Here is a 24,915-nt window from a genome sequence, read left to right as displayed (position 1 = left end):
CCCGCCGCTATGCCCGGTATCGACGCCCTGGCCGCCGGCAGTCCATGCCCCATTTCACTCCGGCCACGCGGAGGAATGGGTGCGGGCGGTCCTGGCCAACTGGATCCAACCCGTCATCCACGGCACCGAGATCCGCTGGATCCCCTCGAACGAACAACCGGGCCGCGACTACTGGACGATCGCCGTACCGCGCAGTGTCCAGGCACCCCACGGCTTCGTCGGAGCCGAAGGCAACGACATGAGCTTCCGCTTCCCCGTCCGCCCCGGCACCACCACCACCGCCGACGAAGCCCACATCGATACCATCCGCCACGACGGTGACGCCGACCTCGACCCGGGCAAGCACTGGATCGCCGTCGCCATGGTTCCCACCACCTGCGGCTCGATACCCCTGACCACCCGGTTCCACATCCTGAGCGTGATCGCCGCGTCCACAGCCGACCGTGCTGGCCGCACCTGCCGTTCGGACGCCGGGGCTACCGACTGCCACGCGTCAGCGGCGACACCTGGGGCCTGACGACCCTGCGTACCTGCGATCTCCAGGGCTGCCTTGCGCCGGAAGAGTTGTTGCTTGCGCAGGAAGTGTTGCGGCGCCGTGACTCTGAGCAGATCGTGGGCGAAGCCGGTGAGCGAGGTGGGGTCCACGTCCGAGCAGTGCCCGTCGAGTATGGCGCGCACCAAGGGTCTTCTCCGCCTTGGAGCCGACTTCTACGGGAATTCCGGTGGCGAGGGCTGCGGCGGCGGTCTCCGGATCATCCAGGTTCAGGCCTTCGAGGTCCGAGGGATCGGTCCGGGACGCAGCGGCGAGAGTGGCGCCGATCGTCAACCACGCGAGTTCGTCGTTTGTGCCGATTGCGGTGCGCATGTGGGGGAGCCACCACGTGTCGAAGACGCCTTTCTCGTCTAGGAGTTTCTCGGTGAGAGCGAGCCGTTCGCGTGTGGCGGCCGAATGCGGGTCCACGGCGACCCGGTCGAGCAGCGCAGCTGTCAGATCGTTCGCACCCGACTCCCAGCCGAGGGAGGGAATCTCGCCCGCGTCGAGTGCGTGGTTGATCAGACGAACGCTGAGCGGGTCGACGAAGAGCTCAGCGGCGCTCTGCTGGGACCGGGTGCGACAGCGGAACACCCCGTCCCCGAGCAGCTCCCACGCGGTGAAACGGACTTGCCGCAACCGGGTCGGGTTGTCCCACTCCTCCGTCAGGCCCTCGATCAATCCGCCCAATTCGTTCGGTTGCGCGAAGCCCGCGTAGAATCTGGTGGTGTTGAGCCAGTACGGGCGGCGCACCAACTCGCGCAGTACGTCTATCTTGTCGAACCGGGGCAGGTCCGCGCCGGCGAACGCGTAGAGATAGCGGGCTGCGAAGTACTCGCGCAGCGGCTGGACATCGAACTGAAAAGTTCCCTCGACCTTGCTGGTCAACGCCCACACCCGAGCGGTGACACCGGTGAACAAGTCCTCGACAAGCGATGTCTCCTTCCGAACATCGAACAGGTAACCCGCGATCTCCCTCTTCAGCTTGTGGGTGGCGATCAGACCGTTGCCCTCTCGAGCCTCGGCCCGCGACTGCAGGAGCCAGCCCAGGAACGCAGTGACCTCTTCCAGGACCACGCGGTGCTCGTCCACCGCCCGCGTCTTCTCCGCTTCCCGGTCCAGGAACGTCTCCATGTAGGAGCTGTAGAGCTCGGTCCTGCTTGTGGGCACGGAGTTCCCGCGCTTTTGGATCAGATACAGCAGGATCGTTAACTGCATCGGGTTGTCCGCCAACTGTGCGATGTGCGGCTCGGCCGAACGCTGCCTGAAGACCCACTCCAGGGACCGGCGCTCCGCGCCTCGGATGCCTCTGGCGTCGGCCCACTTGCGCAGATACGCTGCCCGCAGTTCCGGGCTGAGCCGGGACAGCACGAGTGTTTCGTAGCGGTCTGCGGACGGCTCGGCGAGGTTGGCGGCGTTGGGCCGGGTGGTCACCACGATCTGCGGTGTGAAGGGACACACCCGCAGACGGGCGGTGAACGCGTCGATCTCCTCGACCACCCGCGCGCGCGTGTCGCTGGCCGCGACCTCGTCGAGACCGTCGAGCACCACCAACAGCGGAAGACGGCGCATCATGTCGCTCACGGTGCTCGCATCTGCGGCCAGGCCGCCGCTGCACGCCCGTAACAACGCCGCCAGGAATGTCTCCAAGGAGCCCCCCGCGCGCATGCCCACGTCGGCCCGGGGACCGTCATCTTCGTCGCCGAACGGGTCGCGGTAGGCCAACCAGGCGGCGTAGTCGCGCAGATCCACCCGCAACGGCATCCGCGGTTGCTCGATCGCCGGCGCCCCGGCTGCGACGCCGTCCGGCAGATACGCAGAGCGGTGTAGCTGGCACAGGTACTGGCCCAGCGTGGACTTTCCCTGCCCCGGCTCCCCCCGCACCAGAGCGAACGGTCGGGCCGCGTTCGCGAGGTAGCCCGCGGCGCCGCCCAACTCCTCCCGAAGGCCCGACCAGGGACCGCCGAAGGAGTCTTCCGGTGCGGCGATCCGTATCGCCTCTACGTCGACGAACAGGTCTTCGAGACGATGGGTGTCCAGCTCGACCTGTTTGAACTTCACCTTGACGTCCTCGTCCCACTGCGTGGCGATCACCCGCAGCAGTAGGCCGCGCAACGCGTCCTCGTGGGCGGCGATCCGATCGCTCTCGATCAGGTAGCGGATCAGGTCGTGTCCGGCGAGCATGTCCGCGTAGGCCCACTTGAGTTCCACGGGCGCGGTGTCCACGCGCGCGTCCACGTCCGCGCGCCACCACACGCGCATTGTGACGCCAAAGTCCGCGCCCAAGTCGGCCAGGACGGTGTCGAGGATGTCCATGCTGCCCTTGCCAGGCACCGCGGTACCCGTCACCGACGTGATCAGGTAGTAGTCGCGGGCACCCTCGGCGGCGAGCCGCCGGATGTTGGCCTCCTCCTCCTTGATGGTGGCTTTCAACCACGTCACTGGGTTCTTCACGGCGTTCGCCGACCATTTGACCTGGTAGACCACCTTTTGGTCACCGGTGGTGTCGACCGCGTCCCGGCCTCCGTCGGAGTGCCCCACCGGATAGCACCGCATGTCCGGCTTATCACGGGCGAGCAGCGCGCCGACCAACTGCTGGAACGGCTTCTCGCCCAGCCGCTCGTACAGATACCGCCACGACTGACCGCCGTCACCGCTCACCACACGCTCCCGCCTCAAGCTCCGGACGCCGACCGCGCCGGAGCCACAAGATAGGCGCAACCTCCGTCACCGAAGGTCGAAACGCACGACAACCGACGTCCCGGATCCCGGTTGCTCCGTCCCGGCTGTTTGAAAGTTCTTGTCGATTGATCGTGTGTTGACCGTTGGTTTTGCAGGATCTGGGACGGATGGTCGGTTCCGTTGGGAAAACCCGTGGGTGGAGGTTGGGGTCGTCTTGAGGGTGCTGATCTTGATGTGATGCGGTGATCACCTGTTGCGCGATTGGGGATTCGCTTCCGGGAACGTCCCGGGCCTGTCGTGGCGTTCGTGGATCGTACGGCGAGGGATTCCGACGAGGGGCTGGGGAACCGATGCCGAACGGCTATGCGCGGGGCACGGTGGTGGATGCGGTCGTGGTTCGTCACCGCCCCTTCGGAATGATGGTCGAGATGCCGAACGGCGAGGTCGGGCTGCCGGAGCCGGAGTACGCGGAGCCGGTGTGGCGGGACACGGACGGCCGGCACCCGGACGGGACCCGCCTTCGGGTCGTGGTCCTGGGCTACACCACACCCGGACCCGGCGAGTTCCAGCCGGCCCAACTGCGCCTGGCCTCCGCCTCGCACATCATCGATGCCATCGGGAACCCGTGAACGCGCGTCGGAGGAGGGTGTCGACGCACACGCGAGCGACCCCTAGGAACGCGGGCCGATACCCTCAACGGATCCCGGTGGTGGTGAGAAGGTTGCGGACGCCGATGGCGTGGGGGTGTCGTTCGGCGAGTTCGGTGACGATGTGGCGGATGGTGGGTCGGTCGCGGACCTCGCCGGGTGCTTTGTGGTGGGCGGCGGTGAGAGCGGCGGCGGTCTGTTCGGGTTTGCCGAGTTGCCACCAGGCGCGGGCGAGGTCGGTGTGCAGGCGTCCGCGCCGTTCGGGGGTGGGGAACTGCCCGGGGTGGAGGTTGCGTCCGGCGTGCAGGGCGGCGCCGGCGTCGCCGAGCGAGTACAGCACCCCGACCTCGTACAGCCCCACCGACGCGGGCGTGACCGTGAACACCGTCCGCGCCTCGGGCCCGCTCGGCACGCGCCGGACGGCACGTTTGGCGTCGGCCATCAACTCCAGCGCGTTCGCCCGGTCCCCGGCTCCGGCGCAGGTGTAGGCGGCGGTGCACAGCATCTGCGCGTAGGCGGCGGCCTGTTCCGGGGTGCTCAACCCGGTGGCCTCCACGCCCCCGGCCGCTTCCAGCGTCACGCGCTGCGCGGTGGCCTCCTGCCCCTGGTGGCGCAACACGACGGCGAGCATCCGCGCCGACGACGCGGCGGCGAGCGGCGAGCCGGACTGGTGGGCGTACACCGTCGCCCGGTCGGCCGCGGTCCGCGCCCGCTGGTACCGGCCGATCTTGGAGAGGGTTTCGGTGGCGAGGTCGTAGCACGCGGCCAGACGCGCGAACGCCGCCGCGTCGCCTGCCGTGTCGGCGTGTGTGTGGCCGGCCGCGAGCAACTCCGGCAACGCCGCGACCAGTCGGGCGTGATCGCCGCCGTCGTAGCACCCGCGAGCCCGCGCCAACAGGGCGAGCACGTCGTTCCCGGTGGTGGGGGAGGAGCGGGTGGGGATGGACGCGAGCGCCTGGTCGATCCCGCCGAGCGCGGTGACGGGGACGACCGCGAGGGAGGCGGTCAGCAGGCGGCGTCGGCGCATCGGATCGTCCTCCTCGTCCCGCCGCGCGGCGGTCCGGCCCACCCTAGCCGGTAGCGGCGCGCTCACGCCCAGTGCCGCGCCCAGCACCCCGACGGGCATGTCCACCGCGGCGGCCAACCTGCGCAACACCGCCACGTCCCGACCCGAACGCGCGCCCGACTCCAGGCGTGAGACGGTCGACGCGGAGTAGCCGACGATCGAACCCAGGTCGCGCTGCCGCCAGTTCCGCGCCAATCGCCCCAGACGCACCAGGCCCCCGACATCACCACGCGCGGCCAGGACCCGCACCCGCGGCGTATCCCACGGCGGACGGAGCTCGACCATCACGACCCCCTGGGCGCGCAGACGATGTCCGCCCCCACCGTAGCCGGCGAATCACCCAGCGTCGACGCCATGTGCACAACACGCACACCGCATGCACACCCCGCACACCGCCTTCCCACCCCCGCCCCGACGCGATGTCCTGGAAACGACGACGGTTCGCACCACACACGAAGGGACTTCCCGTGGCAACTCCGTTGCTCCTGACCCGCCGACTCCCGATTCCCGCCCCGAACGGCCGCTCGCTGCCCTTGCCGGAGCACCGCTACGACCCGCTGGTCGGCGCGAACGTCGTCGCGGACGGCCGCCTGCTGGTGGAGGCGGCCGATCCGGCGACCGTGGCGAACTACACCAGCACCCAGGACCAGGGTGGCGTGCGCCGCAAGGACGACCCCAAGTAATGCGGCCTCGCGAAACCCGCGTGATCGTCGTCGCGGCCGAGGACGACCTCACCGCCGACCTGGTGGCGAGCCGCCTCGACCGCGACGCGTTCATCCGCCTGGACCCCGGCCGCCTGCGCGAAACCGTCACCGCCGGCGGCCGGTTCGCCACCGGCACCTGGACCACCACGATCGACGACGGCCGGCGGGCCGTGACCATCGGGCCCACCACCTCGGTGTACTGGCGCAAACCCACCCGCCCCGCATCCCACCCCGACGCGGACGAACACTGGCGCGCCGACGAGAACACCACCGCTCTCCTGGGCCTGCTCCGCGCCCATCCCGTCCTGTGGATCAACGACCCGCTCGTGGTCGATGTTTCCGAGCACAAACCCACCCAGCTCGCCTGCGCGGCACGCTGTGGACTGCGCGTACCGGACACGCTGTTCACCTGCGACCCGCACGCGGCCCGGGCGTTCGTGACCGACCACGACGACAAGGTCGTGGTCAAGGCCCTGACCCAACGCCACACCACCCTGATCCCCACCACCCGCCTGCGCGCGTGCGACGACCTCGACGCGATCACCGGCACCGTCCACTACCTCCAGGCCCTCGTCGAGGACCGCCTGTTCGACGCCCGCGTCACGGTCGTCGGGGATCGGGTGTTCGCCGCGTCGATCGCCACCGACGGCGCCCTCGACTGGCGCACCGTCCCGGCCGCCGACTGCCGCCACGCCGCGATCACGCCCCCCGCCGACGTCGAACGCGCCTGTGTGGAGCACGTGCGCGAACTCGGCCTGGTCTACGCCGCGTTGGACTTCGTCGTCACCGCCGACGGCTGGACCTACCTGGAGACCAACTGCGCGGGCGAGTTCGGCTGGATCGAGGCCCTGACCGGCCTGCCGATCTCCACCGAGATCGCCCGCCTCCTCACGCACGACACCCGCGCAACCACCGCCATCCGACACCGCACGGCACCCGTGCGCGTGAGGATGTGACGATGGACCCGCTGCTCGCCGCCGCCCTCGCCGACCTCGACGTCACCGACGAGCCCCACCCCCTGACCACACACCACACCGACGCCTGGCGGGCCGGCCGCTGGAAGATCAAGACCACGACCGAACCGAAGGCCGCAACCCTGCTCCTGCACGAGGCCCACGCCGTACGGCTGCTGCACGCCCGGGGTCTGCATCCCGCCGACGGCCGACACGCACGCGTCGGCGACGGGATCTGGACCGCGGTGGAGTTCCTGCCCGGCGTCGACCTGTGGCAGTGGTGCGCCCGAGGCCGCCTCCCCGACCCCCCGCCCGACTTCGCACCCCGCCTGACCACGATCGCCCACCGCGTGTTCACGGCACTGGAGCGCCTGAACACCGCCGGATGGCGCCACGGCGACCTCCAACCCTGGAACATCCTGATCGGCCCCGGCGACGAGCCCGTCTTCGTCGACCACGAATACACCCACCACGCGGGCCTGTTGCCACCGGAGGGCCCCTACCGGGGCGGCATGGACCACGCCACCACACCCGGCGTCGCCCGCCGACTCCTGCACAGCCCTCCCGACGCCCACATCCGTCTCACCCCCGCCACCACCCGTGACGTCGGTCCAGGCGTCACCCTCGACGACCTCCTCGAGGACATCGCCACCGGCCGACACCACGTCCCCCTCGCCGACGCCCGCCCATGGCCCGCCTCGGAACTCGAGGCCCTCATCGCACACGCAACCGCACCCGACTGATCGGGACACGCGGACCCGATTCGTGGACACACCCGCCGAACCGTCCACCCGCCCGACTCGAAGCCGACCCCCGTCGGGTCGTACACCCTTCCCCCGGAATCCCCTCCGCAGGCGACCGACGACAGACATCGCCGAGCGTCGTCCGCGCCGCGCACCCGCCTATCACGGGGGCGGGGGTCCGTCGGACGGGGCGTCCCGGGGATCGTCCGCTGGTCACGAAACGGGCGGTTTCGGCAGTCGGTGGATCGCGATCGCGTCCTCACATGCCCCTGTCCGATCAACATGCGGCGAGTTCTCCGTAGGCGCCGGCGACTCCGGCCGCGTCCCCCGCCAAACCGCGCCACAGGGCCGGCCCGCAGCAGGCGATCGTTGAGCAGGGCCCAGGTCGGATACAGCGCTTGGGCGTTGAGATCGCGGGCGTTGTCGAACCTCTTGCCGAGGTCGGTGTGCGGAGGCCGTCGCGCATGGTGCCCGGGGCCTCGTGCGGCGGCCGGGGAAGAGCCATGTGCTGTCCGGGTGCGGTGGCGGTGTTCTGGCCGGCCGCCTCCGCGGCGGATCGCTGTCGGGCTTCCGCCACCGGCGGCGGAGTGTGGCGCCGGCGTATCGGGCGGACGGGGGAGGGCGGTTGCGGAGCCTCCCGGTATCGAGGACCCAGCCGACTGTTGGCCAACTCGGGTCGGTCGCGTGGTGGTGTGCACGTCAGTGCAAGGGTTGGTGGCCTCCGCCGTAAGCTACCGGTCGCTGGTGACCAGGCCGCGCCGCGAAGGGGGCAGATGTGGCTCACCGGTAGTGCCGCCGACTGGCTCACGGCGAAGACCGTATATGTCGCTACGAGCGAGCCTCGCTCGACCCCTCGGCGCAACGACGTTTCACGATTCGGACAGCCAGACCTTGGCGTTGCGGCCGGCGTGGTAGCCGGTGTCGAAGTTGGTCACGGCACCCTGTCCGCACGCCTTCCAGCTCTTGACCCAATTCCCGATCTGCACCTTCGCATAGGCGCACTGCCCGTCGGCATCGGTGTCCTTGACGTATCCGTAGACCCGGGACGAGTTTCCCTCGGTGCACTCGGTGTAGGAAAGGTGCCCGCCGGATGTGGTGATGACGTGGCTGCCGGAGCAGACCGCGGAAGGCGCCGCCTGAGCCGGGGACGTCAGCAACAACTGCCCTCCGGCGAGGCACCCAACGGCGACAAACAGTGCAATATGATGCTTCATGTCGACCCATCTCCTTGAAGTCGGATTGCTCACAATGTTCCATGTGATGCACCACAGAGTGGATCGAATAGATAAATATAATCCCTTTGCATGAAATCACCTGTATGCCGGTTGAGCCGCGACGATCGGGTGTTCCGGTGGCACGCCGTGGGCGGCGAGGACACGTTCGGCGCCATCGCCGCCGTGTCGGGTCGTTCGACAGACGGGGGTGGGAGGCGGCTTTGAGCAGGTCGGTCACGGTTGCCCCTTCGTTTTGCCGGGGTGCGGCCACGCGGCGTGGGCACACGCGGAGAACGTGGTCGAGGTGGGCGGAGGCAGTCGGCCACGATCGGTGCCGCGATGTGGCGCGGCAGGTCGCCGGGGGATGTCGCGGGAACAGGATGGCGTCAACGACCGATGCGAAAGCGGAAACGGCGGGGACGGCGATCCACAGCGGCCGAGGTGGCACGCGGGTGAGCCCTGTGGCGCGCGGTCCGTGCTCCTGGTTGTTGTCGGCCGCCCCCAGGCCGGTCCTCATGTCGTTAGGAGTGCGCAGTCCTTGCCCGGCAGGGGACATCCGGGCGGCCTGGCCGCCCGGGGGTGCGCCTTGATCGCGATTCGCGCCGGTGAGGAAGGGGTAGCGGCGAGCCGGGGGCGCCTTCGGACGGGGGCGGCGGTCGCAGGGCGTCGCCGTTCCGTGATCGAGTTCGGCTCGTCCTTCGTGGGTGTGGACAGGAAAGCGGCGGGGGTGAACATCCGACATCGGATCCGGGAGCCGGCCATGGCGCACCGCAGCAAGGATGATCCCGACGATGCGGCACCCGCGCGCGAGGTTTTCGTCGACGGCGGGCAGGATTTGGCTGACGCGGTCACCGAGATCGGCGCCGCACCGGACGAGCGCATCGTCGTCAATCTGGGGCCGCAGCATCCGTCGACGCACGGAGTTCTACGACTCGTCCTCGAACTCGACGCCGAGCGGGTCGTGCAGGCACGGCTCGGTATCGGATACCTGCACACCGGGATCGAGAAGAACTGCGAGTACCGCAACTGGACCCAGTCGGTCATGTTGGTGACGCGTGCCGACTACCTGATGCCGGTGTTCAACGAGGTCGTCTACTGTCTCGGTGTCGAACGCCTGCTCGACATCTCCGACCAGGTCCCCGAACGTGCCCGGGTGGTCCGGGTGATGCTCATGGAGCTCAATCGGATCTCCTCGCACCTGGTCGCCATCGCCACCGGTGGGATGGAGTTGGGTGCGCTGACCGTCATGACGTACGGCTTCCGCGACCGGGAGTTGATCCTCGACGTCTTCGAGGCGATCACCGGGATGCGGATGAACCACGGGTACGTCCGGCCCGGCGGTCTCGTGCAGGACCTGCCCGGCGGGGCCGAGGCGCAAGTCCGTGATCTCCTGCGAGTCCTGGCCGGACGGTTGCACGACTACGAGCAACTCCTGGACGACAACGGGGTCTTCCGTTCTCGGACCGTCGGCGTGGCGTATCTGGACATCACGGGTTGCATGGCGCTCGGCGTCACCGGGCCGATCCTGCGGGCGAGCGGGCTGCCGCACGACCTGCGCAAGACGCAGCCGTACAGCGGCTATGAGAACTACGAGTTCGACGTGCCGACCCGCGACGGATGCGATGCGTACGACCGCTACCGGGTGCGCGTTGCGGAGATGCGGGAGTCGCTGCGGATCGTCGAGCAGTGTCTCGACCGGTTGCGGCCGGGCCCGGTGATGGTCGCGGACAAGAAGATCGCGTGGCCCGCGCAACTCTCGCTGGGGCCCGACGGGCTCGGTAATTCGCCGGAGCACGTCGCCACGATCATGGGCACGTCGATGGAGTCGTTGATCCACCACTTCCGGCTGGTCACCGAAGGCTTCGCGGTGCCGTCGGGCCAGTCGTACACCGCCGTGGAATCGCCGCGTGGTGAACTCGGCTGCCACCTGGTCTCGACGGGCGGGCCCCGGCCGTACCGTGTCCACCTGCGGGACCCCTCGTTCGCCAACCTGCAAGCGGTCGCCGCGATGGTCGAAGGCGGCCTGGTCGCCGATGTCGTCGCGGCCCTGGCCAGCACCGACCCGGTCCTGGGCGGCGTGGACCGCTGACGGCGGCGCGAGGACTACGGCCGCGCGGCCATGTATCCGCGCTGCCGGTCACGGTGTTCGGCCGGGTTCCCGGACACCGCCGGTGGCGGGATGGGTCGGCACCTGTGATTCCGGGGGTGGTGGTTGGTGTGTGGACGGTGGTGTGGCTGGGGTTTTGCGGGTTGGTTGAGAACGTTTCGTGGCCGTCGGGGTGAGGGCTGTGGGGCCCTGGCCTGGGTGTGTGGCGGTTTTGTTGAGAACACGCGGGTGTGTTGCACATAGCCTGTGCGTCTAAAGGCCCGGATCGTGTTTGTGCTGGTCCGCACGCCGCGACCAGGGCGGTCCACATCCGGTTCGGCGTCAACGCGACCCCGGGCATCACCGGATGGCGTAGTCCTTCGTGGGGGCGGTGGTGCCGGTGCACGAGCCATTCGTCGAGCAGGTCCTGCAACCGGGCGACACTGAAACACGCCTCACGCTCGGCGTCTGTGTCGCGTTGGCCGGCGTCGGAGCCGGTGTACCCGGGAAGGTGTTGGCAGAACAGGGAGTTGATCGACCCGAAGGTGCGCTCCACGATGCCCTTCGCCGTCGGCGCGAACGGCGGGGCGGGCTGCACACTGATCCCCAACGTCTCACAGGCCGCGGTGAACGCCCCCGACACGAAGACCTTCCCCCGGTCCACGACGATCGTCTCCGGAACCACGACCGGCCGCGCCGCCGCGCCCGCGAGGCGTTCGTCCAGCGACACCAGCCGGTCACGGAAGAGCAGCCGGGTGCGGGCGAAACGCAGGGCGTCGGGCCAGGTGGGCCGGGCGGGGTGGGGGACGGCCATCTCCGCGAGCAGCAGCGCCGCGTCCACGGCCCTGGTTCCGCCCGGGCACAGCACCGCCGCCAGGATGGCCCTGGTGGCGACGTCGACGGCGATCGTGAGTTCGGGCCGCCCCACCGTGCCGTCCTCGAACAGGGCCAGGACATCGAGCCGCGTGTGAGTGTGTGTGGTGGTGGTTGGTCGTCAGTGGGGTGCGGGTGTGGTGGGGGTGTTTGTGTGCTGGTCGGGGTGTGGATGGCCGTGATCGTTTCGATTGTCACGGGGGTGACCGTCGACTGATGTCGGGTGCCTGACACGAGCGGGTTGTTCTGTCGCGGGGGTTGCCCCGTTCCTGTGTTCGGGATCCGGGGCGCGGTGTGTGCCGGCCGGCATGGCGAGGAGTCGGCCGGTGTCGTCGGTGGATCCTTCTGTTGGTGTGCCGAGCGCGGCCGTGGTGTTGCGGCCGTTGGTGTTGCGGGGTCTGCTCGTGGTGGCGGATGCGGGTGGTGTCTCCCGTGCGCGTGTGGCGGTCGCCGCGGACGCGGTGGGTGTGTCGGAGCGCACGGTGTGGCGGTGGTTGGCGGCGGCGCGCGGGTCGGGTCGTGTGGACCCGCCGGGACGTGACCGGTTCACGCTGGACGAGGCGCTCTGGTCGTGCCTGGCGGACCTGGGCGGGAACGTGAGAGCCCTGCACCGCTGGATGAGCGATCGGGCCGCGACCCGCGCCGAGGACGAGCCGGGAACGCCGCCGGTGTCGCAGGCGACGCTCTATCACGCGGTACGTCGCGACCTTCGCTCGCCACGTGTGCTTCGGATCGCCCGTCCGACTCGCGGATCGGGCGCGGACCAATACGACCAGGCCCTGGCCGACTTGGCACTCCCGGGGATGGTGGACGAACAGGGCCGGCCCACACCGCCGGTTCCGGCGGCCGAAGCCGTTCGGGGGACCGATCCGATCACAGGGCCGGTACCTTCGGGTGATGGCGTGCGGCTGTACACACCCGGCGCGCACCCGGTGTCGACGCGCCGACTCGGCGCGGTGACCGAAGCCCTCGTCCACACCGTCGCCGCCCACGGGATCCTGTGCGTGTACGGCGCCCCCGGACACGGCAGGACGATCGCACTCCACCAGGCCCTGCGCCTGCTCCCGCGCCGCGTCCCGGCACACCGCGCGCCGGCGCCGGTGAAACCGGCCCTGCCCCAACTGCGGGCCGCGCTGCTCACCGCGTTCGGCCTGCCGGCCACCTCCTCGACGAACCGCACGGACGCGGCCGACCGCGCGCTCCTCGAGGCCCTCGTGCCCCCGGGCGTGCTCGTGATCGACGACGCCGGCGCGTCGCCGCCCCCGCGCTGGACCACCTGCGCCCGCTGGTCGACGCCCCCCGCCACCCACACCGGCCTGGTGCTGTGCGGCGCAGGCGCCGAACGCACTCTCGCCAAGGCCCCCGCGTTGGCCTCACGTGTGCTGAGCCGGCAGCACACACCGCGCTTCGACGTCTCCCAAGTCCCGCGCGTGCCGAGGCTGTTGCATCCCCTGTGGGACGTCGCGAACGACGAGGGCCTGCTTTACGCCGACTGCAGGCGCGCGGGGGATCCTCCGGGCCTGGCCGTGCGCGGGCCTCACGCGAGGTCCTCGCTGAATAAATCCGCGAGTTTCTCCGCGTGCTCGCCGTGCCGGCCGTGCTACGCCTCGATCGCTTGTCCCGGCCGCACGCGGCGCCTCGGCGCGCGCTCGACGTGGGTGCCGACGGATTCCTCACCGATGCGGCCTCGGCTGCGGCCGGCGGGTCCGAGGGGATCGTCGTCGTCACCCGAATCCGAGCATGCCGGGGGAGTCGATGTCGACGGTGGCGATGCCGGGTGGGTAGGCGTCCTCGCGGGTGGTGAGGAGGATGGACATGCCGGTGAACTCGGCCCGGGGCAGGGCGCAGTACAGCGCGTGGCAGGTGTCCGGTCCGCCGAGGCCGTCGCGGATCATCGTCCCCACCGCCACCGACGCCACCGTCTCCAGGGGATCGACACTCACACTTGACAGTGCCAGGACCCGACGGGCCACACCCTGTGCGTCGGCCTCGGCCTGCACGAGGCACAGTGCGGGGGCGACGAGGTGGTCGCCGGGGGTGCGGGCCATGTTGCCGGCGAGCAGGCCCAGGGTCTTGTGGCCGGTGGCGAGTGCCTTGACGGCGCCGGTGTCCAGGATGATCACGTGTGGGTCTTCCGGGCCTTGTCGGCGGCGATGCGGTGGATGTTGGCGAGGATGTCGGGCGCGCCGTCGAATTCCTCGTCGGTGATCGGGACGCCGATCACCGAGCGCACCGTCTCCCGGTCGGCGGCCAGGCGCTCGGCCCGCTGGGCGGCGGTGGGCTGCTCGGCGGCCAACGCCTCGACCAGTTGGCCGATGCTCAGTCCGCGTTCCCTGGCGAGTTCGGCGAGATGGTCTCGAGTCTCGCGCGGCACCTGGATCGTCGTTGATGTCATAGCATCACTATAGACACGCTGCAGAGCGGATTCCGCGACTTCCCCCATCCCCGACGCGGATCCCGCCACCCGTTTCCGATCACACCGTATGGAGCCCAGCCCCGCCTCACCCGCGCGCATGTCCACACCACGGCGCAATGCCTGGGAGCGTCGGAGCGCTCGGTGTGGCGCCGGCCGGCCGACGCCGGCACCACACCCCACACCGCCGCCGCCCACCCGGGGGCCCGCCGCGGCGACCGTTCGAGATCACCCCTCAGATCCGGTTGCTGCCGGCCTGCTGGCACGGCAACGCCTCCGCGGTCCACCGTGAACTCGTCGCCCGCGCCCGTACGGCCACCGGTCCGGGGACGCCGGCTGGCGACCCCGCCGCACCCGCCTCACCACCGCCCCCGTCGAGCGGGACGCCGCTCCCCGGCGGCGCGCCGTCGGCCGCAGTGCCCGTGCTGGTTCCGGTGCCGTCGTTGTCGACGTTCCTGCGCGCGCTCCGCCGGGACCTGACCGCGGGGGAGCGGGTCGGCCACCGCAAGGGCCCGGAAGCCGCCCGGGCGCTGGACGTGTTCGCCAAACCCCCCGGACCTGGCGCAACCATGTGCGGGAGGCCGACCACGTCCAGGTCTCCCTACGTGTGGCCGCCGACGGCGACCTCGTCCACCCGTACATCACCTGGTTCATCGGCTGCGCGACCAACGCGGTCACCGGCGTCGCCGTCACGCCCGGCTGTCCGACGCGGGCCTCGGTCCCGGCCACGTTCGCGTTGCGTTCCGCGATCGTGCGCACCACCCCCTACGGCCCGTTCGGTGGCCTGCCCGAGCACGTGCGGTTCGACCGCGGCAGGGACTTCCTCTCCCGCACCGTGACCACCGCGCCCACCGCAGTGGACGCGAACATCACCGTCCTCCCGCCCTACAGCCCCCACCCGAAAGGTGGCATCGAGAACCTCAACCGCTGCGGGGAACGGATGCCGTCAGCCGCTCTGTCCGGCCACGGGCCACCCAAGGCGTGCGGATACGGACGTAAAGGTGTCAGTGGGCGGGAAGGTACGTCGTCTGCAGGACGTAGACGCGTTCGCTGCGTACCACGATCAGGTACACGAACATGCCGTCGTCGATGTAGGCGGTTGCGGCACGGGGATTGGGGCCCTCGTACAGGGTCCCGTCGAGATACAGCGCCTCGGCCGCGCGGACGATCTCCGCGACCGCGGTCTCGACCAGGGCGACGAACGCCTCCGGCGCACCGCCCACCACGCTCGCCTGGTCGGGTTCGTACTCCCAGCCCCAGCTCACACGCCCACCGCTGCGTAGGCGGCCCGCAACAACTCACCCGCGACCCGAACACCGCGGGCCCGCACCCTAGGGTCGTCGCTGACGGTGTCGACCTGCTCGGCATGGTGATAGCGGAACGCCAGATCCGGGTGACGCTCGATCTCCGCGATCGCCGCCCAGTGCCGCAACCAGCCCCGCAACGGATCGAGCCGGTCGACCTCCAACGCCTTCGCGGTCGCCTCGCGCTGGGACCGGTCCATCTCGGGAAGCCAGTGCGGCGCCAACAACGCGATCGCCGCACGCACACCCTCGATCGTGCACTCCGGCCGCGCGATCACCGGAGTCGAATACTCGGGCTCGGCAGTCACCCCACACCCCTCCCTCACGACGACCCGACCGCCCCACTCTAATCGCCGACGTCCCACCGGCAGGGCATCCAACGGACCGGCCGCCGGATCGGCCAACGCACACCACCCTCCACGGCCGCCGCCTGGGCACCGCCCACCCCGCCGACCGGGCCACCGACGAACAACGCACCGCACTGCGCCGCGCCCGCGCGGCCCGCGCCCGCCGCCTGCGCGCCGAGGCCAAAGCCGCCGAACAACTACGCCGGGACCGCTTCGCCCCCGCCGCGCTCCTCGCCGACGCCCACCGCCTGGACGCCGTCACCGCCGGCGAGGCAGACCGGGAACCGGCCCACCACCACGAGGGCGACCCGGCCGCACCGGCCCTGCCCGACCTGATCCCGCCCGCACCGCCCCCGGCCGATTGGGCCACCCCCGGCTCCCTGAAGAACTCCACCAACGCCGGATCCGCCGTACCCGCCACACCCGAACCGCCCACCGCCCGCGAGGACCCCCGGATGACCCGCCACCTGCCACCCGCACCCACCGACCACTACGTCACGCTCCCCGACGCACGTTCGGTGACCACCCGCGCCCTGCTCACCGCCCGGGAGAACCTCGCCGACACCATCGCCGCCCGCGCCATGACCCGCATCCACGGCGGAGCCGGCCTCGGCAAGACCGTCGCGGTCACCAGCTGCCTGCGCGAACTCGAACCCGACCAGGACATCCACCGCATCACCTTCCACACCCGCCCCACCCTCCGCACGGTGCGCCAGGAACTGTTCACCGCCCTCGAACTACCGGGCCAACCCCCGCACTACGTCGGCGAGTTCGACCAACTCCTCAAGACCGAACTCGCCGCCCACCCCCGCACCCTCGTCCTGGACGAGGCCCAGTGGCTCAGCGGCTCCCTGCCGGAATACGTCCGCTACCTCCGGGACGACCCGTACACCCGGCTCGCGATCGTCTTCGTGGGAGGAGAAGGCCGCCACCAGACCCTGCGCAAGGAGCCGATGCCGTCCTCCGGGATCTTCATCCGGCAGCGCTTCACCCGCCTCACCCCCGACGAGATCCAGGACGTCATCCCGCTCCACCACCCCATCCGGGCCCACGCAGACCCCGCCGACATCGCCGACGCGGACCAACACGCCGCCCACGGCAACCTCCGCGACCGGGCTCGCCCGACCGCCCACACCCACACCGCCCTCGAACGCACCGACCGCACCCACGTCGACCAAGAGGTGCTCCGCTGGGCCTTCGGCCGTCTCGGCTTCGGCAACCAGACCCAGCCACCACCTCCACCGACACCCCCGACCTCACTCCCACCGAACATGAACCCCCCGACCCGCCGCCCCCGCCCCTTCACCAGCGGATGCCGAGTTCGGTGAGGAGCCGGACCCGTTCCCCGTTCGGCGAACTCCGGCGGGTGCGTTGGTTGTCGACCCACTTGCCGAGCCGCAGCTCGACGACCCCGCCGCCATCGCCCCCGCCACTCTCGGCCCCGGCCGCCGTCTCCACCGCCACGGTCTCGACGTGCGCGCGGGGTACTTCGAGGTCCTTTTCGCGTTGGCGGTAGGCGACGGCCGCCGTGAACGCGGTCTCCCACGCGCCCCGCCCGCGCCCGGGCGCCCGGGCAGCCCCGGCCCCGTCGCCGCCCGCAACCGCACCACTCTCCTCCACGCCCCTCCCGCCGCCTTGGACGACTGCCTGTAGGGCGGCGAACGTGGGTCCGTGGCGTTGTGTCCGGCGCGGGGTAGGGGTCAGACCGCCTTCGAAGGCGGCGTGGGGGGCCGCACCGTCCCGGGCATGCGCACGCGCCCGACATCGGCCCCGCGGCCGCATGTCTTGCGGTCGGTCGGCCGAGTGGGCTTCATGGGTGCTGTCATCGATCGGAATCGGACTGGACGGCGGCGGTGGTCGCGCGGAGTTCTCGGGCTGTGGCGAGTGCGGGTGCGGCGGCTTCGGGGTGGGTCGGCGGGAGGGGCGGGCGTGCGAGTTCGTCCGGTTGTTCGCGGGCGCGGGCGCGGGCGAGGTCGTCGAGGCGGATGTGAAGTTCGGTGAGGTACGCGTGTGCCTCGGCCTGTCCGGCGGGCGTCGCGGCGGGGTCCTCGCGGGATGTCGCGCCTGCCGAAATCGTGACGGCCTGCCCGACGTCGCCGCGCGAGTCGACGGATACGATCGCGTTCGCGAGTGCTGCCGCGAGCCCGCCCTCGGCGGGTGCCGGCCCGTCGGTGGTGTCGGTGTGGTCGGGTGGGTCGATCTTCGGCGCGTCCGGGTCGCGGCCTCCGGGGCCGTCGCGAGGCCCGCCCGGCCGTGCCGCCGCGGCGAGAACCCCTTCGCGGCGGGTGCCTGATCTTTTCCGGCACAACAGTGGGAACTCCCGGGTGGGTCGCGCACATGTAGGGGTGTGAACATCTCCACCGAGACCGACCGCGATTTGTGGGACAGGGCTTGCGCGGGCGAACGCTGCGCGTTCGGTGACCTGTTCGATCGCCATGCCCGCGCGGTGCACAATTTCCTTTTTCGGCGCACCGGCTCGTGGGCCGACGCCGAGGACCTGACCTCCGCCGTGTTCCTGCACGCGTGGCGGATCCGGGCGGAGGTCGTGCTGTTTCAGGACAGTGCGCTGCCGTGGCTGCTTGGGGTCGCCCGCAACATGGCCGCGAACAGCGGCCGGGCGCTGCTGCGTTACCGGGCGCTGCAGGCCCGACTCCCACCCCCGCCGGCTGCTCCCGATCACGCGGACGAGGTGGCCGCGCGACTCGACGACGAACGCGCGATGGCGAGCGTGCTCCGTGCCGTCGCCGCGTTGCCCGAACGCGAACGCGAGGTGCTGGAACTGTGCGTCTGGAGCGGTCTGTCCCAGGAGGCGGTGGCCGCGGCCCTGGGCGTGGCCGCCGGCACGGTCAAGTCCCGGTTGCACCGGGCCCGCGCCCGCCTGCGCGACCTCGTGGCCGCGCTCCCTCCGCCCGCCGGCGATCCCGCCGCGACCGATCGTCCGTCTTCGCGCGTGAAGGACGTGTCCCGATGACGAGCCCCCACCACCCGCCCGCCGACCGGGATCTGCGGGCACACGCCGCACGCCGGGCCGAGGTACTGGCCCTGCTCGACGACGCGGACGGCCTCGACGACGCCGACGCCTTCGTCGACACGATCGTCCCCGTCGAGATCGGCGCCGCCGGCCCGCGGCGTTCCGGCGCGCCCCGGCGAGGATTCCTCGTGCGGCACCGTGTCCCCCTGATCGCCGCCGCATCGGTCGCCGCCGTGGCGGCCGGTGTCGCCGTGGCCCTGCCCCACGGCGATGTGCGACCGCACAGGGGGTCGACTGCGGCTTCCGTCGCGGCGTCCCCGTCTCCCGCCGCAAGCACCTCGAAGTTGTCCGAGTTGTCGAGGAACATGCTTGCGGTACCGGCGGACCGGGCGATGCCGGAACCACTCGCCCGCAAGTTCGTGGCCGACTGCGTGCGGACCGTGCCGAACCCCGAGGGCCGTCCACAGACCGAAATGGCCGAACGGTTCCGCCCCTACCTGGCGGTGCGGACGGCAAGGCCGGGTCGGCCGGACGAGTACTTCGCGATCGCGGTCGACGACCGGGCCCGGTTCGTGGGGTGCGGAGGCGAAGCGGACCCGACGTCGATTCCGTCCCCGGAGGGCGACCCTCGGGACACCACCTGGATCGACGGCCCGGTCGACTACGGTGGTGGAGGAGGCAACTCGCTCGCCGGGAACTGGACGACCAGCGCGTGGGGCCGATACACCGGTGCCGTCAGCCGGATCACCATGGACGTCGGTCGAGGCGAGCAGGACGCGTTGATGGCGGGCGGGGTCTGGTACGTCTCGGCTTCGTCGCGTCGTCCGAACGAACCCGTGAACGACGACGAGCGGCTTCGCGCGTACGACGCGTCGGGTGCGCTGCTCTGGGACTTCGTTCCGGGCACGGCTCGGAGTGCGGACGACTGCGTCCACACTCCCGACGGCCGCACGCCTTCCGCGTCCCCGCACGACGCGAACGGTCCGAAGGATTTGCCGAAGTGCCGCCAGGCGACGCGCTGGGCACCGGGCGATCCCCAGGCCCGCTGAGCAAGTCGGGCAGGAATGAGCCGGATCACCCCGGTGCGCCGGATCCGATCGGGGCCGCCCAACCCGAGGCGCCGCTCGCCTCGTTCGCGAGGGCGGCCCTGACGGCGACGTCGAGGCTCGCCTGTCGGCGGCGCTGTCGGCGTCGGCGGTGATCAGCGCGCGCATGGCCTGGAGGCGGGTTGTGCGGCAGTGGTTGGGGGCGTCGCTGTCGCCGGTCTCGGCGACGGGGAGGCAGGCGAGGTGGGTCCGTTCGAACGTGAGCCGGTACTCCAGGGCGGGGCGATGCCGAAGCACACATCCCTGACGCAGGCGCCGTCGGTGTACGCCGGCCCCGTGGTGACCGCACGCTGCTCCGCAGGCCACGACACGCGCCCCCGACGCCCGGACGCCGTGCGGTTGGTCCGGGCCGCTCGCCTGCACGGCGTCGACCCGGGTTCCCCCGTCGTCCTCGACGTAGGACCCGAGCCCACCGCGGGACCGCCCACACCCGGCACGCGCGGTGGGCGCGGCTGTCGTGTGTCTTGACCGTGGTCGCGTCGGGCGTGATGTCGATCCCCCCTGATCGGGTCGGGCGTGCAAGGAGGCCCGACCGCAGCGAGCCCTGCCACCCGAGAGGGGGTGGCGAGCACCGGACCGGCGCTCGCCACTCCGGTGCATCCCCTCCCGCGCGCACCGCCACCACCCACACCACTCGAGCGGGCGAGTGGTTGACCCGTTCGGCCCCGACGAGCCATTGCCCACCGATCGCAGCCGCCGGCCACGGCATCCCCGCTGACGAACCTCATGGGGGAACCGATGACACCGACTGGCAAAGCCCGCAGACATTTTCGGGATCCGGCACTGATCCTGTGATCCGGCGACTGCCGATGGTTCGCGGGCGACTTGCGGGCTTGGCGGCCGGAACCTGGCAGGCCTGCGCTTCGTTTCCTGCGGGGAGTTCTCGCAGGGAAGGGCACTTGTCGAATCCCTCGGCGACGATCACCAGGGTGGCGGGATCGCCGGCCGCGTCGAGCAGTCGCAGCTCCGACCCGGGTGAGGAGTACGAGAGATCACAGGGGGATTCGTCGCGTATGCGGAAGTGGACGCAGTACGGAACGCTGTCCGTGCCTTCCGCGATCGAAAGTCCGGCGGACTCCAGATCCGTGATCGAGCCCTGCTCGATGTGGGTCGGTGTGAACCGGACGCTGCCGCCGTATTCCCCGTAGTCGTACGTGAGGTAGGCCGGTTGTCCGAACGCCGCTCGTGTTCCCGGCCGGGTCGGACCCGGCTCGCCGGCATGCGGCTCCCGCGTCGCCGAACGCGGAGGAGGGAGCCGGGTGGCGTCCGACGCACCACCCCCACAGGAAGCCGACGCCAGGGTGCGTGCCACGGCTGCCCCCATCGATCCGATGGGTGCATCTCGCATGAAATCTCTCTCGATGGTTGTCCTGCACGGCACGACCGGTGCGGTCTCGGTCCCGTGCTCTTCCAGGCGCCGAATGACCGTGGGTGACCTCGGCCCCGAGGTCGCCCGCCGGAGAACCCTTCGGTGGTTCTCCGACGGGCGGGCCGACACGAACCGTGGCTTCGTCCGGCAACCCGGTCAGTGCGCCGGAACACCCGAGGCCGCCCCGTGTGTGGCACCATCTCGCCGCGGCCGGGTCTGCCGCGCAGTCCCGCGGCCGACGCCCGAGCCCGGGGACCGACGGTCAGCCGGTCCCCGTGGAATCGTTCGGCCGAGGCGGCCCGTCTTGCCGGCGCCGCGGTGCCGCGGCGATCCCCGGGGGTGAGATCACAGGTGCCCGGTCAGGATCCGGGCCCGCTGGGCGCCGGAACCGACGATCGTGACACGGCCACGGTCCACGCCCACCGCCGATGGGTAGTAGGCCCCGCCAGGGCTCGGCGCCGGGAGGTCGAGCGAGTGGGCTTGACCCGCCGTGATGTGCAGGCCGTACGGTTCCGCATCGGAGGTGGCCTTCTGGCCGACGGCGACGATGCCTCCCGGGACCGTCGCGGCACCGACCAAGGCGCCGGCTTCGGCCGGAACGGAGGTCTGGCGCCAGGCGTGGCCGTTCCACCGCATGATCAGCGCGTGCCCCCCGTCGTTCGGGTCCAGGACGGCACGGCCCACGGCCCACACGTCGTTCGGGCCGTGCGCGACGACACCGTAGAGCTCGCCGTACAGGCCGGTGAAGGCGGGCGTGGGCACGATGGACCAGGCGTGGCCGTCGTAGTGCAGGGTGACCGGCTTGTCGTCGTCATTGGTGCCGTTGCCCACAGCCCACACGTCGTTCGCCGTCACCACCGTGATGGCGTTGAGGTTCCAACTGGGGTACGGCTGCGGCAGGGTCATGCGTTGCCAGGAGGTGCCGTTCCAGCGTCCGACGATGCCCTCTCGGTGGATCACCTGCGTGGGCTCGCCGTTCGGGTCCGTCGTGACGCCGTCCACGATCGTGGCCCAGCCGGCGGCCCAGGCGTCGGTGGGGCTGCGCGCGACCACACTCAGGTATCCGGCGCTGCTCGCCGCGGCCGGAGCGTCGGCCGCGACCACGCTCCAGGAGGTGCCGTCCCAGTGCTGTGTGGCGATCGCGGTGCCGTTGCGGGCCTTGTCGCCGACGAGCCAGGCGTCGCGTGCCGAGGAGGCGGCCACCGCGTTGATGCGTCCGGCGTAGCCGGGCGCGGTCGGCACCTCGACCCAACCCCGGTCGTCGTGGTCGTCCTTCGCGTAGAGCACCGGGGCGAAGCTGCTTTCGGTGATGCCGAAACCGGCGGCCCAGGTCGTGTGGGCATCGGGTTTGGCGTAGCCGGCCAGGCTCACGTTGCCGGGCGGCAGCTGCTCGCTCGTCCACCGGCCGGTGTCGGCTGTGGCCGTGCTCGCCGTGCCGGCGACCAGGAGTAATGCGGCGGTTGCGAGCAGCGCGCGGGTGCTGCCGGTGATCCGATTCATGGTGTATGGCTCCAGACTCGGGGCGAGGCCCCGTCGATTCCGTCGGTTTTGTGGTGGAACGGTGCCGCGCGGGGAGCCGGCCGGGAGATCCCCGGGGCGGGGCCACGTGCTTGCCGCCTTTACGAACTCCACCCTTGTCTTCGTCGTGGCAGGGAGTGGTCAGTTGCCCGGCGCGCCCGGCGGGCGCGTGGTGGGTGCGCCGGTGATCGGCGCCCCGGTGGTCGATGACGAGCGGATTGGCGGCGTCGTGACCGGCGGGGCGGTGGTTGGCGACGATGGAGGCGGTGTCGCGCTCGCCGGGGCATGGGTCGGCCGGGCCGTCGGAACGGGAACGGCCGGGTCCTCGTCGGCGGACGCGCCGGGCAGGAACAACAGCCCTGCGGCCAGCGCCACGATCGCCGCCGCGGCGCCGCCCGCCGCCCATGCCGTCCGGGCCTGCCGGCGGCCTCGCACTCGCGCCCTCAGGCGGGTTCGGTGTTGCGAATCGAAGGGTCTGCCCTTCTCGGTGTCGCGCATCATCCGCGCCAGTTCCTTCTCGAAGTCGTCCATGACGTCGTTCACCCCACCGGCTCGATGACTTCACCCAGGATCCGTCGCAAGCGGGCCACGCCCCGTGTCGCATGCGAACGTGCCGTACCCAGGGGACAGCCCATGGTCTGTGCGACCTGGCCCTCGGAGAAATCGAGGTAGTAGCGCAGCACCACCGCCGTCCGCTGCTTGGCCGACAACTGCGCGAGCGCGGTTTCCAACCGCGTGCGTTCGTCCACCGCAGCGGCCGAATCGCCGGCCTGGGCCACCTCGGGCACGTACTCGACGGGACGTTCGCCCCGCCACCGCCTGCGCGCCGAACGAGCGGCGGCCCGCACCAACACCCGGCGAACGTACGCCTCCGGGGCCTGCTCGCCGACCCTGGGCCAGGCGAACCAGAGCTTGACCAAGGCGTCCTGCAACAAGTCCTCGGCTCTGTGTCGATCACCACCGGTGAGCAGACTCGCGAGATGGCACAGTGCCGACCAGCGGGCCGCAACGAACCGGTCGAACCCTTCCGTTCGAGACTGCTCCATCGACACCGTTCCTCTTGTCTCCCCGAACCCCACACCGTCGGAAAGGCCTTGACCCCCATCGCACTATGCGCCGGACCGCTGTGATCCAGGTCACTGCTGAGCCTGGGGGTGGTTGGTTGGTGTCCGGTTGGTGGTGTGGGCTGGGGTGTTGCAGGTGGGATGAGAATGTTTTGTGGCCGTCCGGGTGAGGGCCGTGCGGGGTTTGGCCTGGGGGTGTCGTAGTTGTGGTGAGAATGCGTGGGTGTGTTGCACATAGCCTGTGCGTCTAAAGGCCCGGATCGTGTTTGTGCTGGTCACAGGGTTTCGCGTGGTCGCGGATAGGTGGATGTGTCTATCGCCCGGGTGCGCGGGGCCCGGTGGTGGTGGGTGGTGTCGGGTTTCGGCGGTGTGGTCGAGGCGGACCGTGTCGAGGCTGGTTGTGGTGATGCGTTCGGTGTCGTCGTCGATGGCGGTGATGGCGGCTTGGCGGATGAGGCGGGAGGGGGCTGCCGATGCGGCCGGCGGTGCGTTGGTGGAGATAGGGCGCGAGGCGGGCGAGTGTCCCGGTGCGGTGCGGTGCGGTGTGCGCTTCGGGTCGAGGGCGGTTTCCACGCCGGCGATCAACTCTTTGAACGGTTCACGTGTGCCGAGCCGCGCGGGGAACGCCCCGCACTCGACCAGACAGGCCCGTCCGGCGAGCTGCGCCCCGCGCACACCCGCGAACAACGGCGTGGCGGTCACGTCGATGCCCGCGTACACGAACGTCGCCCGGATGCGTTCGGTGAGGTCTTTCAACAGATCCGCGGTCTCCGCACCGGTGGTGGTGCGGGGGTTGAGGCGGCGGGTTCTCGTCGATGAGGACCAGGCGGACGCCGGCCCGGTTGTAGGTGTGGCACACGGCTTCGGCGATCTGGGCCTGTGTCATCCGGGCCGTGACGGGGACGCCGAGGTAGCGGGCGAACTCGGCGGCGAGGGCCTTGGCGGTCGCGGCCGGTGGCACGAGGACGTACGCGACGGGCACGCGTGGGTGGGCCTGCCCGGGCGGCGCCGGGGTGCGGCGGGTGTGGGCGAGGTGGCAGGCACGCCCGACGCGGGTGCAGCGCGGTGGTCTTGCCCGCGGCGGCGGGCCGGTGACGATCAACGCCGTTCGGGCGGTGGTCTGTTGGTGGCGGCCCAGGATCATCAGCGTGCGTATGTTCGTGGCGAGTGTGTCGATGGGCGGGGTGCGGACGGTTACGAACGCGGAATGGTAGGCCAGGCGTTCCTCCCGTCCTCGACGGCGTCACCCACCGTCTCGGGTGGGCGACCGGGGTCCGCGCCGACCAGGTCGACCACGGCAGCCGGGCGATCCGCGAACTCGTC

22 protein-coding genes and 3 pseudogenes are annotated in these 24,915 nt (G+C 70.9%); 11 read left to right on the top strand and 14 right to left on the bottom strand.

Annotated features, from left to right (window positions below; all coding sequences use genetic code 11):
* Positions 1–79: 79 nt before the first annotated feature.
* Positions 80–517 (top strand): hypothetical protein, encoded by a 438-nt coding sequence (locus tag ACWGR4_RS41570; protein WP_452129814.1) that lies wholly within the window; start codon positions 80–82, stop codon positions 515–517.
* Here the strand turns inward: ACWGR4_RS41570 and ACWGR4_RS41565 are convergent.
* The gene (locus ACWGR4_RS41565; RefSeq protein WP_452134316.1) at positions 494–3,193 is read right to left on the bottom strand and encodes an NACHT domain-containing protein; all 2,700 of its coding nucleotides are present in this window, start codon (positions 3,191–3,193) and stop codon (positions 494–496) included. The two genes, ACWGR4_RS41570 and ACWGR4_RS41565, sit on opposite strands and share 24 nt — an antisense overlap.
* 449 nt (positions 3,194–3,642) lie before the next feature.
* Between ACWGR4_RS41565 and ACWGR4_RS41560 the strand changes: the two genes are divergently transcribed.
* Positions 3,643–3,843 carry a hypothetical protein gene (locus ACWGR4_RS41560; RefSeq protein WP_452129816.1) on the top strand — a complete coding sequence of 67 codons (201 nt, stop codon included), beginning with the start codon at positions 3,643–3,645 and terminating at the stop codon, positions 3,841–3,843.
* 64 nt (positions 3,844–3,907) lie between these two features.
* Here ACWGR4_RS41560 and ACWGR4_RS41555 read toward each other — a convergent pair whose 3' ends face one another.
* Positions 3,908–5,212, bottom strand: coding sequence for a helix-turn-helix domain-containing protein (locus ACWGR4_RS41555; protein ID WP_452129817.1), 1,305 nt, complete (start codon positions 5,210–5,212; stop codon positions 3,908–3,910).
* Positions 5,213–5,394: 182 nt separating this feature from the next.
* On the opposite strand from ACWGR4_RS41555, the gene ACWGR4_RS41550 reads away from it, so the two are divergent.
* Genes ACWGR4_RS41550 through ACWGR4_RS41540 form a run of 3 tightly spaced genes read left to right on the top strand, consistent with a single transcriptional unit; the run spans position 5,395 to position 7,327 of the window.
* Positions 5,395–5,610 carry a hypothetical protein gene (locus ACWGR4_RS41550; protein WP_452129818.1) on the top strand — a complete coding sequence of 72 codons (216 nt, stop codon included), beginning with the start codon at positions 5,395–5,397 and terminating at the stop codon, positions 5,608–5,610.
* On the top strand, positions 5,610–6,587 hold the full coding sequence (locus tag ACWGR4_RS41545) for a hypothetical protein (protein WP_452129819.1): 978 nt from the start codon (positions 5,610–5,612) through the stop codon (positions 6,585–6,587). The genes ACWGR4_RS41550 and ACWGR4_RS41545 overlap by 1 nt, the downstream gene beginning before the upstream one ends.
* Positions 6,588–6,589: 2 nt before the next feature.
* Positions 6,590–7,327, top strand: coding sequence for a hypothetical protein (locus ACWGR4_RS41540; RefSeq protein ID WP_452129820.1), 738 nt, complete (start codon positions 6,590–6,592; stop codon positions 7,325–7,327).
* Between the two features lie 869 nt (positions 7,328–8,196).
* Here ACWGR4_RS41540 and ACWGR4_RS41535 read toward each other — a convergent pair.
* The gene (locus ACWGR4_RS41535; protein ID WP_452129821.1) at positions 8,197–8,541 is read right to left on the bottom strand and encodes a hypothetical protein; all 345 of its coding nucleotides are present in this window, start codon (positions 8,539–8,541) and stop codon (positions 8,197–8,199) included.
* Between the two features lie 760 nt (positions 8,542–9,301).
* On the opposite strand from ACWGR4_RS41535, the gene ACWGR4_RS41530 reads away from it, so the two are divergent.
* Complete coding sequence (locus ACWGR4_RS41530) at positions 9,302–10,630, top strand: NADH-quinone oxidoreductase subunit D (RefSeq protein ID WP_452129837.1); 1,329 nt, start codon at positions 9,302–9,304, stop codon at positions 10,628–10,630.
* A 298-nt stretch (positions 10,631–10,928) separates the two neighbouring features.
* Here ACWGR4_RS41530 and ACWGR4_RS41525 read toward each other — a convergent pair.
* A pseudogene (locus ACWGR4_RS41525) lies at positions 10,929–11,594 on the bottom strand (transposase); the annotation flags it as partial.
* Between the two features lie 214 nt (positions 11,595–11,808).
* Here ACWGR4_RS41525 and ACWGR4_RS41520 point away from each other — a divergent pair.
* Positions 11,809–12,819: pseudogene (locus ACWGR4_RS41520) on the top strand (ATP-binding protein); the annotation flags it as partial.
* A 405-nt stretch (positions 12,820–13,224) separates the two neighbouring features.
* Here the strand turns inward: ACWGR4_RS41520 and ACWGR4_RS41515 are convergent.
* The 4 genes from ACWGR4_RS41515 to ACWGR4_RS41500 form a co-directional block, all read right to left on the bottom strand.
* A complete protein-coding gene (locus ACWGR4_RS41515) occupies positions 13,225–13,623 on the bottom strand; it encodes a hypothetical protein (protein ID WP_452129822.1) in 399 nt (132 codons plus the stop codon).
* Positions 13,620–13,895, bottom strand: coding sequence for a hypothetical protein (locus ACWGR4_RS41510; RefSeq protein WP_452129823.1), 276 nt, complete (start codon positions 13,893–13,895; stop codon positions 13,620–13,622). The genes ACWGR4_RS41515 and ACWGR4_RS41510 overlap by 4 nt, the downstream gene beginning before the upstream one ends.
* A 1,022-nt stretch (positions 13,896–14,917) precedes the next feature.
* Positions 14,918–15,178 (bottom strand): hypothetical protein, encoded by a 261-nt coding sequence (locus tag ACWGR4_RS41505; RefSeq protein WP_391588453.1) that lies wholly within the window; start codon positions 15,176–15,178, stop codon positions 14,918–14,920.
* Positions 15,175–15,525, bottom strand: coding sequence for a hypothetical protein (locus ACWGR4_RS41500; protein WP_452129824.1), 351 nt, complete (start codon positions 15,523–15,525; stop codon positions 15,175–15,177). The genes ACWGR4_RS41505 and ACWGR4_RS41500 overlap by 4 nt, the downstream gene beginning before the upstream one ends.
* Positions 15,526–16,019: 494 nt before the next feature.
* Here ACWGR4_RS41500 and ACWGR4_RS41495 point away from each other — a divergent pair, with 494 nt between their 5' ends.
* A complete protein-coding gene (locus ACWGR4_RS41495; protein WP_452129825.1) occupies positions 16,020–16,892 on the top strand; it encodes an AAA family ATPase in 873 nt (290 codons plus the stop codon).
* Here ACWGR4_RS41495 and ACWGR4_RS41490 read toward each other — a convergent pair.
* Both ACWGR4_RS41490 and ACWGR4_RS41485 read right to left on the bottom strand, forming a co-directional pair.
* The gene (locus ACWGR4_RS41490) at positions 16,867–17,184 is read right to left on the bottom strand and encodes a helicase associated domain-containing protein (protein ID WP_452129826.1); all 318 of its coding nucleotides are present in this window, start codon (positions 17,182–17,184) and stop codon (positions 16,867–16,869) included. The two genes, ACWGR4_RS41495 and ACWGR4_RS41490, sit on opposite strands and share 26 nt — an antisense overlap.
* 202 nt (positions 17,185–17,386) lie before the next feature.
* A complete protein-coding gene (locus ACWGR4_RS41485) occupies positions 17,387–17,872 on the bottom strand; it encodes a hypothetical protein (RefSeq protein WP_452129827.1) in 486 nt (161 codons plus the stop codon).
* 39 nt (positions 17,873–17,911) lie between these two features.
* Between ACWGR4_RS41485 and ACWGR4_RS41480 the strand changes: the two genes are divergently transcribed.
* Together ACWGR4_RS41480 and ACWGR4_RS41475 are read left to right on the top strand one after the other, a co-directional pair.
* A complete protein-coding gene (locus tag ACWGR4_RS41480) occupies positions 17,912–18,535 on the top strand; it encodes an RNA polymerase sigma factor (protein ID WP_452129828.1) in 624 nt (207 codons plus the stop codon).
* On the top strand, positions 18,532–19,584 hold the full coding sequence (locus ACWGR4_RS41475) for a hypothetical protein (protein ID WP_452129829.1): 1,053 nt from the start codon (positions 18,532–18,534) through the stop codon (positions 19,582–19,584). Before ACWGR4_RS41480 ends, ACWGR4_RS41475 begins: the two co-directional genes overlap by 4 nt.
* 1,771 nt (positions 19,585–21,355) lie before the next feature.
* Here ACWGR4_RS41475 and ACWGR4_RS41470 read toward each other — a convergent pair.
* Positions 21,356–22,510, bottom strand: coding sequence for a hypothetical protein (locus ACWGR4_RS41470; protein WP_452129830.1), 1,155 nt, complete (start codon positions 22,508–22,510; stop codon positions 21,356–21,358).
* Between the two features lie 106 nt (positions 22,511–22,616).
* On the opposite strand from ACWGR4_RS41470, the gene ACWGR4_RS41465 reads away from it, so the two are divergent.
* Positions 22,617–23,087 carry a hypothetical protein gene (locus ACWGR4_RS41465; protein WP_452134315.1) on the top strand — a complete coding sequence of 157 codons (471 nt, stop codon included), beginning with the start codon at positions 22,617–22,619 and terminating at the stop codon, positions 23,085–23,087.
* Here the strand turns inward: ACWGR4_RS41465 and ACWGR4_RS41460 are convergent.
* The 3 genes and pseudogenes from ACWGR4_RS41460 to ACWGR4_RS41450 form a co-directional block, all read right to left on the bottom strand.
* Positions 23,068–23,574 carry a SigE family RNA polymerase sigma factor gene (locus ACWGR4_RS41460; RefSeq protein WP_395797756.1) on the bottom strand — a complete coding sequence of 169 codons (507 nt, stop codon included), beginning with the start codon at positions 23,572–23,574 and terminating at the stop codon, positions 23,068–23,070. The genes ACWGR4_RS41465 and ACWGR4_RS41460 overlap by 20 nt on opposite strands.
* Before the next feature lie 90 nt (positions 23,575–23,664).
* Entirely contained in the window at positions 23,665–24,348 is a 684-nt protein-coding gene (locus ACWGR4_RS41455; RefSeq protein WP_452129839.1) for a hypothetical protein, read from the bottom strand.
* Positions 24,349–24,460: 112 nt separating this feature from the next.
* A pseudogene (locus ACWGR4_RS41450) lies at positions 24,461–24,736 on the bottom strand (ATP/GTP-binding protein); the annotation flags it as partial.
* Positions 24,737–24,915: the final 179 nt, after the last annotated feature.

The organism is Embleya sp. NPDC055664 (assembly GCF_053618075.1).
The sequence above is the reverse complement of the archived record's forward strand: the minus strand, read 5'-3'. Positions and strand labels throughout refer to the sequence as shown.